At 39.8% G+C, this 14,423-nt stretch carries 12 protein-coding genes; 4 read left to right on the top strand and 8 right to left on the bottom strand.

What is annotated here, in order from left to right:
• Positions 1 to 65 precede the first annotated feature (65 nt).
• Positions 66 to 521, top strand: a complete 456-nt coding sequence (locus Q0785_RS09205; protein ID WP_298828918.1) for a GNAT family N-acetyltransferase — start codon at positions 66 to 68, stop codon at positions 519 to 521.
• Between the two features lie 557 nt (positions 522 to 1,078).
• Here Q0785_RS09205 and Q0785_RS09210 read toward each other — a convergent pair.
• The 4 genes from Q0785_RS09210 to Q0785_RS09225 form a co-directional block, all read right to left on the bottom strand.
• Positions 1,079 to 1,705 carry a hypothetical protein gene (locus Q0785_RS09210; protein WP_298828920.1) on the bottom strand — a complete coding sequence of 209 codons (627 nt, stop codon included), beginning with the start codon at positions 1,703 to 1,705 and terminating at the stop codon, positions 1,079 to 1,081.
• A gap of 771 nt (positions 1,706 to 2,476) precedes the next feature.
• Entirely contained in the window at positions 2,477 to 3,496 is a 1,020-nt protein-coding gene (locus Q0785_RS09215; RefSeq protein WP_298828923.1) for a hypothetical protein, read from the bottom strand.
• 26 nt (positions 3,497 to 3,522) lie between these two features.
• A complete protein-coding gene (locus tag Q0785_RS09220) occupies positions 3,523 to 4,839 on the bottom strand; it encodes a sodium/glutamate symporter (protein ID WP_298828926.1) in 1,317 nt (438 codons plus the stop codon).
• Between the two features lie 33 nt (positions 4,840 to 4,872).
• Positions 4,873 to 5,799 carry a hydroxyacid dehydrogenase gene (locus tag Q0785_RS09225; protein WP_298828929.1) on the bottom strand — a complete coding sequence of 309 codons (927 nt, stop codon included), beginning with the start codon at positions 5,797 to 5,799 and terminating at the stop codon, positions 4,873 to 4,875.
• A gap of 257 nt (positions 5,800 to 6,056) precedes the next feature.
• Here Q0785_RS09225 and Q0785_RS09230 point away from each other — a divergent pair, with 257 nt between their 5' ends.
• Positions 6,057 to 6,968: a LysR family transcriptional regulator gene (locus tag Q0785_RS09230; protein WP_298828932.1), complete on the top strand. Its 912-nt coding sequence runs from the start codon at positions 6,057 to 6,059 to the stop codon at positions 6,966 to 6,968.
• Positions 6,969 to 7,419: 451 nt separating this feature from the next.
• Here Q0785_RS09230 and Q0785_RS09235 read toward each other — a convergent pair whose 3' ends face one another.
• Positions 7,420 to 8,424, bottom strand: a complete 1,005-nt coding sequence (locus Q0785_RS09235) for an LLM class flavin-dependent oxidoreductase (RefSeq protein WP_298828935.1) — start codon at positions 8,422 to 8,424, stop codon at positions 7,420 to 7,422.
• A gap of 96 nt (positions 8,425 to 8,520) precedes the next feature.
• Positions 8,521 to 9,294, bottom strand: coding sequence for an MBL fold metallo-hydrolase (locus Q0785_RS09240; RefSeq protein WP_298829348.1), 774 nt, complete (start codon positions 9,292 to 9,294; stop codon positions 8,521 to 8,523).
• Between the two features lie 654 nt (positions 9,295 to 9,948).
• On the opposite strand from Q0785_RS09240, the gene Q0785_RS09245 reads away from it, so the two are divergent.
• The gene (locus tag Q0785_RS09245; RefSeq protein WP_298828938.1) at positions 9,949 to 10,284 is read left to right on the top strand and encodes a helix-turn-helix domain-containing protein; all 336 of its coding nucleotides are present in this window, start codon (positions 9,949 to 9,951) and stop codon (positions 10,282 to 10,284) included.
• Positions 10,285 to 10,549: 265 nt separating this feature from the next.
• Here Q0785_RS09245 and Q0785_RS09250 read toward each other — a convergent pair whose 3' ends face one another.
• Positions 10,550 to 10,993, bottom strand: a complete 444-nt coding sequence (locus Q0785_RS09250) for an Lrp/AsnC family transcriptional regulator (protein WP_298828941.1) — start codon at positions 10,991 to 10,993, stop codon at positions 10,550 to 10,552.
• Positions 10,994 to 11,112: 119 nt separating this feature from the next.
• Here Q0785_RS09250 and Q0785_RS09255 point away from each other — a divergent pair, with 119 nt between their 5' ends.
• Positions 11,113 to 11,676 (top strand): cysteine hydrolase family protein, encoded by a 564-nt coding sequence (locus Q0785_RS09255; RefSeq protein WP_298828944.1) that lies wholly within the window; start codon positions 11,113 to 11,115, stop codon positions 11,674 to 11,676.
• 601 nt (positions 11,677 to 12,277) lie between these two features.
• Here the strand turns inward: Q0785_RS09255 and Q0785_RS09260 are convergent.
• Positions 12,278 to 13,723, bottom strand: coding sequence for an NADP-dependent glyceraldehyde-3-phosphate dehydrogenase (locus Q0785_RS09260; RefSeq protein ID WP_298828947.1), 1,446 nt, complete (start codon positions 13,721 to 13,723; stop codon positions 12,278 to 12,280).
• Positions 13,724 to 14,423 lie beyond the last annotated feature (700 nt).

The raw sequence follows: 14,423 nt of genomic DNA on the forward strand, positions 1-14,423 counted from the left end.
ACAAGGGGATAACGCCTAATTAACGTTTCTATTTCGCGTTCCCCGAAATTCGAAAGGGGAAAATGATGAATACAGAACATGTGAAAATCGTCGAATTAAACACAGAGAACTGGTATGACTGCTGTGAACTAGAGGTATCAGAAGAACAAACGCAATACATGGAACCAAATGCCGTATCGATCGCTCAGTCAAAGTTTGAAACTAGTTTAAAACCTCATGCCATCTATACAGGCGATAAAATGGTTGGCTTTTTGATGTATAACTCTGTCCCAGAGGAACTTGACGGCTATTGGGTATACCGAATAATGGTGGACAAAGCCTTCCAAGGTAAAGGAATCGGCAAAGCTGCAACTAAATTGATGATTGCTGAGATGGCCAAATCACTGAATGCCACGAAAATTGTGGTCGGCTATCATCCAGACAACTTGAATGCCCATAATTTATATGCCAGTTTGGGATTTGAGGACCATGGAGATCGGTTTGGCAAAGAAATGGCCGTTGTAAAACAGCTAATGGATTAATAAATTAAAACTATATTTTAGTGAAAGGACCTTTAAAAAGGTCCTTTTTCCTTTATAAAAAATCAGTATTTCCTTTGTGCTGAATAAAATTTACTTAGTATTGAGTTACATTCAAATTCCTTTATACAATAAAAGAAACATTTACATTTTCCCTTGTCTTATCCAGCTTACTATTCGATAAGAACCGAAAAAGTTTACTAGGAAAAGAAGGCTCAAAATAAGTATCCAAATCCCTAAGCTACTAATTTCTTGGAGTGCTTGTGCATTCATGACAATGAACCATAGTATACCGATGGCTAAGAGGTAGAGTAAGACATTAGGTATGATCCAAATCATTTTTAATCCCCTATTCTTCATGTTCCTCTTCATCTCCATTTCACGTTGACTGTAACTTAACTGCACTTAAGTTACAGTCAAAGTCCTGCCCTATTATTAAAGCTACAATCAGAAATCTCAGCTACATAATGTGATAATTTATTGCACTCAAAATTTGTAGTCAATAACTTTAGTAATAAGATACCCCCTGAGAATATGGATAACCACCTTTTTTATCGAAACTAACTTTCGACATCAAGACGAACAGTTTTAAACTCTTTTGCGATAACATAGGATGGACCTAAGCGTAGAAGATGGAAACCCTTACTGGTCGGAGTTCCTTTTTGTTGCAGTAATGAAGTCGAAAAACCATATTCCGACAATAATTCCTGATAGGCTTTGGTTAAAATCTCCGGTCCTGTTGAGAACAACCCTTGAGTGTTGCCAAGCAACCATTCCAAGTCACCAGTTCCGCTCTTCGTGTTTAAATATTGATCAAAGGGAATTAAATTTTTAGTAAGGCTGTGGTGCTTTAAATATAAAGCTCCAATGAGTGCTTTTACATGCTTGGCTTCCCCTCTAAAATAAAGCTCAATCAACGATTTTTGATAATTCCACAGGAAAGGATGTTCTTCTGTAACCTCAAACTCGTCTTGTTCGTAAGAAACGAAAGACTCAATTCGATATTCTTCCCAGTCAAGGCACTCGATTAGCCATTGATCCACTACCTTTTCTTTGTCATCTTCGTCTGTGTAAATGGAACATACAAGAGTCAAACAGACTCCTCGTTGCTGGAATTCAATAAATTGCAAATAAATATCTCTTTCATAATTGCCACCGTCAATAGCATGCCGTATCTCTGCAATCATTCTGTCGTCTCTTTTGTTTTTAACCAAGTCATTTAATGACCCCTTCGTTTGAATATTGGAAAACTATTAATTGTTTCTTCAAATATACATATACAACAAAAAGATAGCTAGCTGATTTGGCAAACAAAGCGTTCTCAAAGGTGCACTTACATGAACAAAAAAGGAAGAGACTTTCAATGAAGTCTCTTCCCTACCGATAATCCCTCATTTGTAAAGTGATTAATTATTACTTTTTCATGCCATCTTAGGATTAGTTAACTTTCAGCTTTTCTATTTTTTAAAATCAATTCAGCAAGATAAACCGTCTAGCCAACAACATATAATGAAGCAATCGTTCTACTGGACTGCCTTTATCCCTTAAAGATCTTGAATCGTTGGACGAACAGTCATTTCATGAACCATGAAATTTCCTAGCTGCTCGATGACAAGGGCGATTTGAACTTTGTGACTTACTTCAGCGGATGCAGCTTTCAATTCGGTATCTGAAATGGAATACAATAATTCTGTCGCAATCGTCCCATGGTGGGATCAGGTTAATGCGAATATTTTTGGCATGTTCTTCTAAACGGAACTCACAAGAAACACTAAGTGACCGGTTATAGAAGGAATTTGCTACACTACAACCTTAAGTAAAAGAAGCCACGAACTACTTTATTGAAAATAAGTGGACTGATCAGATTTCACTGATCAGTCCATTTATTTTTATTTCACCGCACGAAAGCGACCTTTAACAGGACAAGTAAAGGTCGGAAGGAAAAAAGAATACCTACCTTATTCTAAGTGGTTTGGAGATTTCAGTGTTTCACCAATTCTCTCCATCAAACTTTCTGTCGGCGCTTTGCGGTCCACTTTCGAGGTTTCGATTATCAGCCGGTACAAGTCAACATTCTTCTCTTCCGCGATTTGTTTATACCGTTTCTCAAAACTGGAATGGCAACCCGATAAGCCATAGATCAAGTTCAATGGAGAAACAGCATTGTGATAATTATGATTTTTCATAGCCGGCTCCAATTGTTGATCAATAAAGTTAAGCAGATTAAACAAATCAACGCTCTCCAGTTTACCGTCTCTTTGGAAGATAGCCGCAATCATTTCCGTTGTGCAGTTGCCTGCGCTCCTTGCCATGCCCATCAGCCCGCAATCGATGCTGGTTGCACCTGCTTCAACTGCAACTATTGCATTTGCCGAAGATAAGCCCAAGTTGTTATGGCCATGGAAGCCAACAGGAATGTTCACTTTTTCCACCATCTTGCTCACATAAGCTTCCACTTGTTCAGGTGTCATGGTCCCAGCAGAATCCATGATTGTGATCTCATCTACCCCGAAGGATTCCAGCAGCGCAGCTTCTTCAGCTAATTCTTCTGCAGTCGATAGGTAGGCTTTCATCAAGGAAAACCTGCATTTCAACTTATGCTTTTTAATCAATTCTATTCCAGCTCTGGCACTTTCCCCATCCCCTGCATCTGTTCCGACTCTTAGGAAATTTAAGCTTTTTTTTGACGCAAGGGAAACATTCTCTTCATTGAGATTGTTCGCTAACACGAACATCCCTAGATTCCCTTCCGAAAGGTATGGCTGTACTAAGTCCATGTACTCCTCATCATTCAAAGGAGCAACCGCCCCTGCAGATTGATAAGCCCCCAGTCCTTTCGCGTTGCCAAATTCAATTTCCTTTACATTGCTGGCAATGAGCCCTTCAATAATCAATTTTGTCAGTTCTGCATCAAATCCATTTCCGACTACGTTTGCGCCGTCTCTTAACGTACAGTCCAATAAGTATAGATTTTCCATAGGCCCCTCCATTGTTCATTTTCTTTTTAAATAGTTTGTTTCTTTTTCTTTATCAATGTCTCACCGAGGAAAATATTAATAAGTGCAACGAGCAAGCCAATTCCAATGAGAATCATGTCCGACTTCATGGCGATTAAAGGCAAGATTGCGACCAATGTGCTGCTTATTACGACAAACACGCCTATGCCAACGCCAAACGCTTCCCATGCTGTTGTTTTTTGGTCGGGGTCAACACTTCTAGCCAATGTGAAGCCGGTAGGCGTGCTTCCGATGCCTTGTCCAAAAATGATCAAGTTTGTCTCGAACCAGTCGTTCTTGATCCAGCGTTTGCCGAAGACGACAAAGATGATGACCATCAGGACAATGATGGTGGCCGTGTAGATGAGGATCGGAACGAATAGCGTTGATACAAGACCTAGATTAAGCGTTGCAACTGCTGCACAGATACAGATTTCCAATGCAATCCCTGAAAAAGTATTGATGGATTTTTTATCAGCGTATTTGTCGAGTTTCGTATAGCTCATAAAACCCCAGATAATAGCTGCTCCCACCATGCCATACAATAAAGACGGGATACTAGATGCCGCTGGAATGACTACTGCAATACCACTAAAAATCTGCGTACCAAGATAAATGCTCAACATGATCAATGCAAATTGCAGTGCCATGCTGTTGATGCCATTTGAAGATACGACGCCATCGGCAATAGAGACCTGCTTTTCCTTCGGAATTGTTCCGCCAAAGAAATAGGAATTGTTCAACTCTTTTTGCGCTTCTTGTCCGTAACCCTTTCTGATTCCCCAGTTTACGAGGACCATCCCGACTAGAATGGCGACGATTAAACCCAGTGTGGCGAGAATAATACCAATCCCTAAATTCCCTTCCACGCCCAGTTCCTCGAATAAGGCCCCTGCAGCAGAAGCCGCACCATGACCTCCCCAGAAACTAAATACAGACATAATCCCCCAGTGCTCCGGTAAGCTTGTCCACACTTTTGATAAAAGGATACCTACCGTTACCCCTACAACAAGTTGTGCGAAATATGTAAAGGAGACCATATTAGTTACAGATGCATAGGTTTTTAACTTAGTTCTGGAAATCGTCGTGCCCAAGATCATACATGTCAAAACGATATTAATCATCGGTCCAGGCATATCAGCAAATGTTTCCGGCAAAGTAACCCAGCCCAAAAGCTGCTGCCCTAAAATCAATGCCACGAGACCGCCAATAACAGATGCAGGAATAAAAAGTTTCTGCAATGGTTTTATCACTTCACGAATTAGAAACCCGACAAATAAGAATACAAACAAATACATCAGATCGTATAAAATTTCCTCTACCATAATTATTCCCCCCTCTTTTTGAAGATCCAGCCTTTATCCTATAACCAGCCCTTTAGCAGGCTTTCCTTCTAAGATGTTTATCACATTATCGACAACTTGCATACCGGCTCTGAATAAAGCTTCCTCCGTATTCCCACCGATATGTGGGGTTGCGCTGAAGTTTTCCAACGAAAGAAGTTTGTTTTCACTTGTCGGAGGCTCTTCTACGAAAGCATCGCATGCAGCGCCTTGCAGTTTCTTATTTACTAGCGCATGGTATAGATCCTCTTCATTTACGATTCCGCCTCTGGCTGCATTGACTAAAATCGCATTTGGCTTGAAATAATCAAATACATTTCCTGATACAAGATTCTTGGTATCCTTCGTTAAAGGAACACTTATATTAACCAAATCCGAATTTCTTAACAGCTCTTTGAGTGTTTCTACTTTTTTCAGTTCGAGTTCTTCTGCTCTCTCCTGCGAAAGAAAAGGATCGTAACAAATAACCTCTACATTAAATCCATTACGAAGAATCGATGCAACTCTTTGACCGATGTTTCCAACACCAATTAAACCCAGTACTTTTCCGCTCAATTCAGTTCCTAGAAAATCACTGGGTGCTACTGATTCAAATTCCCCTCTACGACTTTTTAAGTTTGCCTCATAAACACGGCGGCTCATCATAATAAAGAGGCCTGTAATCATTTCCGCTACAGAATCCGCATTAGCGGTTGGGGTATTCAGCACCTTCACAGTGTTTTCTTTCGCTGCTTCCAAATCGATGGTATTGCAGCCGACGCCATGCTTCCCGATCACCTTAAGTTTTTTCGCTTTTTGGATCATCTCTTTCGTCACATCAATATTCCGCAGAATAATGGCATCAATTTTCTCGATTTCTTCGAAGGTATCGACTACTTTGGCATAACTTTTTAATTTTTCAACAGCTGATGGATGGATATGTTCACTCAAATAGACAATCATGCTTTCACCTCTTTTTAATATTCAATAAATTCTGTTTGTAAAAAATTAAAGTAGCGACTTATAACTTCTACTTCAAAAATTGTTTAACTATAAAAATACGTTCAAGACGATGATAAAATGAATATATTATCTCTCCTTCCATCTCTGGTTATGATAGCGCTTGCATAACTGTAGTCTATATATTAATATGTGGTAAGTAAAATGAATAATATGGCTATTAAATAACACAAATAATGCTATTTGGAGGATTTAAAAAAATGAACCCACTTGCAATGGAAACATTTCTAGTAGTTGTGCAGTCCCAAAGTCTGACAAAAGCCGCCAAAGAATTACACATCGCTCAAACGACTGTAAGCCAAAGATTGAAGGTATTGGAGAAAGAACTGGGCATTAAATTGATTGAGCGAGGAAAAGGAATTAAGCAAATCAGTTTGACTCCATCGGGTGAAGAATTCTATAAATTGGCCGAACAATGGAGTTTTATTCAGCAGAGCACCAAAACCCTGCAATCACAAGGCCCTAAACTAGGTCTAGTTGTAGGTTCTGTAGACAGCATTAACACTTTTGTTCTGCCGCCAGTTTATGAATCGCTCATCAATTACCAGACCCCATTTGACCTCTCAATTCAAACGCTTCATTCAGCAGAGATTTATGAAAAAATTGAAAGCCGCCAAATTGACGTCGGTTTTGTTGTTCGGGATCGAATCCACCCGAACGTCATCGTTACCGAAGTTTTTACAAATCCCATGGTCGGTCTTTGTATTAAAGGCAATTCCGAGTCGAATCTCAAAAAGATTCATCCTTCAGAACTTAATCCAGAGCACGAGCTATACATGCCTTGGGGACATGAGTTCCAAGGTTGGCATGATCATTGGTGGGGATCTCTCTCAAGCACAAGGATCAAACTAGACAGCACGCACTTGTTTATGAAACTCCTTAAGAATCCAAATCAATGGGCAGTCGTACCACAATGGATTGCCAATCAGGCGTTAACAACAGGAAATTTCTCTGTATTTCAACTTACAGATCCTCCACCAGACTTTGTTTGTTATAAGCTTACTCATCGAAAAAACACAGCTCTTACTCAACAAGCTTTATCTATATTTGAGCATTTTCTTCAATTATCGGTTTCAGCGCGAATTGATGATCAAATAAAAATCAGTTTTTAACTGTCGTTGATAGCGAGGATATTTTTCTAATATATTTTGGTAGGCTTTATTTTATATTTACTTTTAGTAGTTTCTCAATGGCACCTTTTTCTGGTATTTTGACAGACTGATTTGCAAAGAGATTCAAATGTCACCTTAAGAAATGAGTTGCATCAATTTTAAGTTCTACTTTTCGCAGAATTCAAGAAAAACTATCCCCCTTAATATAGAGCCACTGATTTTAAAATTTTTTTAAAAAAACTATCGATAAATTCCTCATGCATTAACTAATTGTTGAATGAAAATTTATGTATAGGTAGAAGGTGTTTTATGTTCTCAAATTAAAAATTAGAAATCAGGCTATTTACACAACTATATTTATACAAACGAAAGAGAAAAAGCACTGTTAATTCAGTACTCTTCCTCTTTTTTTCCGTTTTAAAAGATTTTGTTTTCCGGTAGACTGTTTTACCTATTGTTCAATTAAGGCATCGCTCACCTGTTTGAAAATTTCATAGGAACGAATTTCCTTTTTAGGGTCATAGATATTGGATATGGCAATGATTTCATCTGCTTGATATGTTTCTTGGAAGTTGATTACTTCCCGCCGGATCGTTTCTGCATCCCCCATGATTGTATACCCAAGTCGACGATGGAGAATCTCTAATTCAAATTGTGACAACGAATCAAGAAAGTCGGGGGTTGGCGGGATAAGCTGGCTTAAATTGTTTGTATAGATATCGATATACACCTGCAGATGGCTGGCGGAAATCAACGCTGCCTCTTCCATGGACTCTGCTGCAATGACATTAATGGCAGCAATCACGTAAGGTTCTTGTAAATAAGCAGACGGCTGGAAATTTTCCCGGTAAATCGCGAGTGCTTCCTCCATCGACTCAGGTGAAAATTGAGCACCAAATGCATAAGGCAGACCCAGACTCGCAGCGATTTTAGCTGAGCCTGTTGAAGAGCCTAACACAAAAACAGGTACATTCGTCCCGATGCCTGGATAGGCTCGCACCTCTCCTTGGGCTTCCTCATCTCCCATATAACGCAAAATATCCCGGACTTCCCGTTCAAAGAAAAACACGCCATTGTGATTGGAACGGCGGATCACGTCGGCAGTTTTTTGATCCGTCCCCGGCGCTCGGCCCATTGCCAGATCCACACGGTTCGGGTACAAGGTTTCCAGCGTCCCGAATTGCTCTGCTACGACTAACGGGGAATGGTTCGGCAGCATAATCCCGCCGGAGCCTACCCGAATGTTTTCTGTATTCCCTAATATATGTTGTACGATTGATACGGTAGCCGCACTGGCATAGGCATCGTGGTTATGGTGTTCCGCAAACCAAATCCGTCTATAACCCATTTTATCGACCGCTTTTGCTAACGATACCGCAGAATCAATCCCTTGTTTCATGGTTTCACCTTTCCTTAATGGAGCAACAGATAAAACAGATACATCAAATTTCTTCATCATTTCACCTCTAAAATTTATTGTCCGCTTCGGTACTGTGTCGATTGGATGCCTTCTCCTTACAGCCGAAAAGGTTTCATCCCTTCGCTTTTCACCTTAATAGGAGTAAGCTTCTCCGTCATCCGGCACGACTACATTAGACTCCATCCCTTTATCGTTGATAAAGTTCTTCAATTCTTCTCTGGACAATCCCCAGTGGTTCACTGCTTCCATATGGCTCACAATAATGTCAGCTTCCGGTGCAGCTTTGTATACTTCGTATACGTCTTCTTTCCCCATAATAAGCGGGCCAACAGGGCCATCTTCAACAAACTGATTTTCGCCACCGTTCAGCAGTATAACTTCTGGTTTGTAGGTATCGATAATCTGTTGCACTTCTTCGTACCAGACGGTATCACCAGCTAAATACACTGTTTTTTCATCCGTGTGTTGGAAGACAATCCCCATCACATTCCCCATGAGCTTTGCCGTTTCTCCATGTCCGTGACGACCATCCACTTCAGTAAGTTCAACTCCATTAAAGTCTATACCTACTTCTTCCTCAATGACTTCAATATTCGTGAATCCTGATTCTTTGGCCATTTCTGCATCCTGTTCATCTTGCATAATCATCTTCATGTCTTTAGGCAGCTGTTCTTTTGCTGCTTGGTCAAAGTGATCCTCATGTGTATGAGTTACGATAACTGCATCTACACCCTCAAGAATCTCATCAACGGACATAGGTAATTCAACGATTGGATTTCGATCATCTCTTTCGGCAGGAAGGAAAGGATCAAATTCGCCTTTTTTGGAAAACATCGGATCAATCAAAAACTTTTGGCCACCGTATTCGACCGTTACTGTCGCATTTCGTATTTGTTGGATAACCATATCCTGCTCTTGTTGTGGAGAAGCGCTCTGCTCTTCTGCTGGCTGGGTGTTCTGTGGGGTTCCGCAAGCAGCTAATATGCTACTCGCCAAAAGCATTGTCAGCATAGTTGTTTTTTTGAATTTCTTCATAATTGATTAATCCTCTTTTCTAAAACTTAATAGTTTTTTTTTTATTTTTTTCATTAAGATCGACAACCTAATGACCCGAGTGGACTCTTCTGTCATCATGGCAACACTTTTTCAGTTCCTTTGGCGGTAAAACCTTGTCTAAAGTGAAGATTTGTGAACATAAGATTTTTATTATCCGAAATCAGTGACTGGACGACGTATGCCCACCTTTCTTCCTTCATTGCAGAAGTTACTATATAAGCCACTAAGTTAAAGCACGGCCGACTAAAATGGCATCAGTTTTTTAATTCTTCATCGTGATGTGTCAACTCATTTTTTCTGATCCTCCTCAAATAGAACTTTGATTCAACTTCTTTTTTGACGCCGATGAATGTTAAAGAAATTGCAAAATGGAGACTCCCTGAAATTTCACGTCTGAACGGCTGCAACTCTTTACTCGAAGTTAAATGTATTATATAGTCAGTACAAATCCATAAACAAGTATGCACTTTTTCCGCATATACTATCAGAAAGGATAGTGTAAATATGAAAACATCTAAAATCAATGTGGCTGATAACCAGGAAACCTTCTTTGGCTACACACTTTCCATCATCAATGGAAAATGGAAACTACTAGTTATTTACTATTTATCGAACAACAATGCCGTGCGATATAACGAACTTCAGCGTATGATCGGCAAAATCACTTACAGGACCCTTAGCTCCACATTGAAAGAAATGGAAAGCGATGGGTTGATTCACCGCGAGGAATATCCACAAATTCCACCAAAGGTTGAATACAGCCTCACAGAAAAAGGGAAAACACTTTGGCCGATTATTCAAGAAATGTGCCAATGGGGAGAATTCAATAAAGAGAAATAAAAAAATCAATACCAACTCATCAAGCTTTCCATCAATTTCAGCAAGCATTGATACAACACAAAATTTGGAGAGTTGCTGAAAAGGAAAAAGGCTGACATTCTTGTTTGTCCAAGAATGTCAGCCTTTATTGATAGTGTCCTTTGAGAAGACAGTAATTTCATATTTCTAGAATGCTAACTTTAAAATGTACCTTGCAAGAAAAGCCAGTTAAAGTGAATGAGGGGTGGATTTGTAAGCATTCATCCTCTGAACAATTTTCATTGAGTTAAATGCCATTAATCAATGAGCTACGCTGCTTGATTTCTTTTATGGAGAGGTATAAGGTATAGTTTCCATAATCGAGAATCGCATTCAAAGAAAGATTTAATTGTTCTTGGGAAGCGACTTTTATTTTTAAATGGTAGCAGCCTTCTCCCGACACCCGATGAGCTTCAATCACTTCTTGTCGCTCGTCAAGAAAATTAATGAACTTCTCGTGATTGGCTGTTTTCATATAAATTATGACGAATGCGGTATAAGAAAACCCTAATTTCATTTCATCAATGATAAGGGAATAAGCTTTGATGACACCGCTGTCTTCTAGTTTTTTGATGCGATTCCCTACTGCCTGTCCCGTCATGTGAATTTTTTCACCTAAGTCTTTCCACTGAATACGTGAGTTTTCAGACAGCAAGCGAAGGATTTGAAAATCAATATTGTTGAGTTCCATAGTCGATTCCTTTCATGGTGAAATGATATCATGCAAAAGTGATTCATCAGCCTATCGATAATAGGGTAGAAATTGTCTATCATTTAAGGTGTAGGAAAAAATATAAATGAGGTGGAAAAATGAGCACAGCTTTAATCATTGTCGATATTCAAAAGGACTATTTTCCAAATGGAAAAATGGAGTTGAGCAATCCTGAAGGCGCAGCTGCCAACGCGGCCAAAGTTCTTGAATGGTTTAGAAAAAATCACAAAGAAAACATTTTTCATGTTCAGCATATCGCAAGCAACCCCGCAATGGGCTTCTTTCTTCCAGATACAGAAGGCGCTGAAATACATGGAGCGGTCCAGCCATTAGAACACGAAAGCATCATCGTTAAACAGTTCGCAAACAGTTTTTTGCACACAAAATTGGAAATTCAATTAAAGGAAAAAGGCATTACCAAGCTGGTAGTAGTGGGCATGATGACACATATGTGCATCGACGCCACTGTGCGTGCTGCCGTCGATCTGGGTTACGAAACGACACTGATTGAAGATGCTTGTGCGACTCGTGAGTTAACTTACCAGGATAACGTGGTTTCAGCCGAACAGGTTCATTATGCGTTTGTCGGCGCGCTCCAAGGTATGTATGCGGAAGTAACTTCGACCGAGGATTTCTTACAACTGAAAGCCGCAAATCTGTAGAAATGATGATTTCAATATAAAGGGAAGCTTGTTTCTTTGCAAGCTTCCCTTTTTCCCTTTCTCTTAAAATCAAAGAGAAGACTTGCTACTGCCCTATCTTTTTTCCCTTCCAATTTATGTTGTTTCCGATTCCGCCTGATATGAAACTAAACAGGAATTTAGCGTAAAGTTAGATTTTGAGTCTAAGGCGAGTTCAACTCTCTCCCGCCTTTAAAAAGTTGAGATTTATTCGTTAAATTAGTATTTTGCGAACATATAGAATGGATAGAAGAAATATCATCGAACTGAACCGCACCTCAAATGGTAGAGACTTCAAAAAAGTGACTTCATTTGGGGTTCAGTTCACTTGGCGGAATGCTATTTTTTTATAATGTGTATTGTTTTTCTGCAAGAAAAGAGGCTATTTAAATTACAGGTTATAACACCATGCCAGCCGACGGAATGCTGTAAGTACAAGAAAACGGAGCAGTCCTCGTAAGGTCTGCTCCGTTTTCTAAGAGGAAGTAGAAATAATTAATAAAGTTAAACATCCTCAAAAATAAAATGAATATTCGAAAAATAATATCGGTAACGGCTTCCAATCAGTAAAAACTATTGCTCTTTAAAGGTTTAGAACGAGTACTTTATCGCGCAGCATGGAATCAATACTTCTACCGATGCCCTGTACGCCTTGACCAGAGTTTTTCACTCCCAGGAATGGGAAATGATCCGGTCCACGTGATGTTTTGCCGTTCACCTGTACAGTTCCTACATTCAGCTTGTCTGAAATAGAGAAGGCATTCTCCAGATTATTGGTGAAGACACTAGCTTGAAGACCATACTGGTTGCGCTTTTCAAGCGCGATTGCTTCCCGTTCATCCTCAACTCGCATAAATGGAAGCACCGGTCCAAACTGTTCTTCCCAAGCGACGTCCATTTCTTCCGTTACATGGTCAAGAAGAGTTGGGCCAAGAAGGTTCTTTTCCCTACTGCCTTCCAGTGCTACAGTAGCTCCTTTATTCTGGGCATCTTCAATCAGACCGGTAACGAAATCTGCTGATTTTTGATTGATCAGAGGCGTCACACTCGCGTCTTCACTGGATCTGCCTACTGTCAGTCCGGATACGATTTCTTTCACTTTCCCGATAAGCTCATCCGCAATACTATCAACGACCATCACACGCTTTATGGCGGTGCAGCGTTGTCCGGAATAGCTGAGTGCTCCACTGACGATTTCTTTTGCGGCTTTATTCAAATCTGCATCTTCCAGTACAATTGCGGAGTCTTTACCGCCAAGTTCAAGCACAACCGGAACCATGGATGCTTTTTTAGCGATATGTTTTCCGGTTGCCGTTCCTCCAGTAAAAGTGATCATATCGATAAGAGGATGGGCAACAATGAAATCACCGATAACAGAACCCCGCCCCGTTACTACGTTGACTACGCCCTCCGGCAGGCCGGCTTTTACTAGAGCTTTCATCATTAATAGTCCACTGATTGCCCCCTGGGTAGCCGGCTTAAAGATTACGGTGTTGCCGGTAATAAGCGCTGGCGCGATTTTAGAAGCTGCAAGGTTTACTGGATAGTTGAATGGCGATATGGCCAGCACCACGCCATGAGGAACTTTCTGCACGATGGCTTTTGTCTTCTTGGTAGCGCCGGGAAACGCATCTCCCTGGATAAAGCTTCCGTGTGTACGAAGGCCTTCTTCTGCCGTATAGCGTATCAGCTGCGCAGTACGCTCGACTTCACTTTTTCCTGCCGAAAATGTCTTACCCACTTCTTTATGGATCATTTCACCGATTTCATCGGTCATCTTTTCCAATTCTTCTGCCCAGCGATGAAGAAGTGCAGAACGCTCATGGACTTCTTTTGCTGCCCACGTTTCCTGCACATCTGCTGTTTTTTGAATCGCAGCAGCGACTTCCTCCTGACTCAAGGCAGGAACTTCGCCAACTACTTCATAATCATCCGGAGAGTAAATCTGTACAGTTTCCCCACTGCTGCTTCCTATCCATTCATTATTCAATAAAGTATAAAACAAACTTTCAGCTTGGCGTACTGTCATATTCTCTTCACACTCCGTCTCTTTTTTTAATCTGCAAAAGATTAATGTTACCCATTAAACCACATGAAAACTCTTTCAAGCAAGGCTTTGTTGAATCAAGGAATGCAACTTCCGCCCCCTAATTTTTCCATTTTAGGAGCTGTTCAATATAGTAATATATCTCTTTCCCTAAGTTTTCAAAAATGATAGCGAGAAAAATACTCTCTCTAAATTATGCAGTTTAAGAGCGTAAATCTTCCCTTTCAAAATTTTAAAACAATCTATTTTTAATTTTTTGTTTTAAATAGAATTACCTTCAGTCAGAGAAGTATGCTTGAAAAATCAATGAAGAAAACGCTAACATTTTAATCCAACAATACCGTTTCTTTTTAGTTTTTAACTGAGCCTTCCTGTAAGAAATAAGGACATATTAAATTAATTTTTAATTTCTAACTCAACGATAATTTTTCTGATTCAATTAACAGCAAATTACTTCAGTTAACATGTGAAATAATTAACAAGGCATGCATTAAGCTAACTTATTTTTTTATAAAATTTTGACTACTTACATTAAACATAGAATAGGGCCAAATAAATTGCGCAAATCGATCTAAGAAGCAATTCATTACGCTAAGAATTAATAAAGTATCCAAGTGTAACTTTAAGTACGCTCGAATCAAATCTAAATCGGACACACTGACAGTTAACATTTTGCTCGAAG

This window comes from uncultured Planococcus sp., assembly GCF_947501725.1.
Taxonomy (GTDB): Bacteria; Bacillota; Bacilli; order Bacillales_A; family Planococcaceae; genus Planococcus; species Planococcus donghaensis_C.

Coding starts and splice junctions, on each gene's coding strand:
- Q0785_RS09210 (WP_298828920.1), bottom strand. CDS start 1,705: ATGATTGCAGAGATACGGCATGCTATTGACGGTGGCAATTATGAAAGA.
- Q0785_RS09225 (WP_298828929.1), bottom strand. CDS start 5,799: ATGATTGTCTATTTGAGTGAACATATCCATCCATCAGCTGTTGAAAAA.
- Q0785_RS09255 (WP_298828944.1), top strand. CDS start 11,113: ATGAGCACAGCTTTAATCATTGTCGATATTCAAAAGGACTATTTTCCA.
- Q0785_RS09240 (WP_298829348.1), bottom strand. CDS start 9,294: ATGGTTATCCAACAAATACGAAATGCGACAGTAACGGTCGAATACGGT.
- Q0785_RS09230 (WP_298828932.1), top strand. CDS start 6,057: ATGAACCCACTTGCAATGGAAACATTTCTAGTAGTTGTGCAGTCCCAA.
- Q0785_RS09215 (WP_298828923.1), bottom strand. CDS start 3,496: ATGGAAAATCTATACTTATTGGACTGTACGTTAAGAGACGGCGCAAAC.
- Q0785_RS09250 (WP_298828941.1), bottom strand. CDS start 10,993: ATGGAACTCAACAATATTGATTTTCAAATCCTTCGCTTGCTGTCTGAA.
- Q0785_RS09220 (WP_298828926.1), bottom strand. CDS start 4,839: ATGGTAGAGGAAATTTTATACGATCTGATGTATTTGTTTGTATTCTTA.
- Q0785_RS09245 (WP_298828938.1), top strand. CDS start 9,949: ATGAAAACATCTAAAATCAATGTGGCTGATAACCAGGAAACCTTCTTT.
- Q0785_RS09205 (WP_298828918.1), top strand. CDS start 66: ATGAATACAGAACATGTGAAAATCGTCGAATTAAACACAGAGAACTGG.
- Q0785_RS09235 (WP_298828935.1), bottom strand. CDS start 8,424: ATGAAGAAATTTGATGTATCTGTTTTATCTGTTGCTCCATTAAGGAAA.
- Q0785_RS09260 (WP_298828947.1), bottom strand. CDS start 13,723: ATGACAGTACGCCAAGCTGAAAGTTTGTTTTATACTTTATTGAATAAT.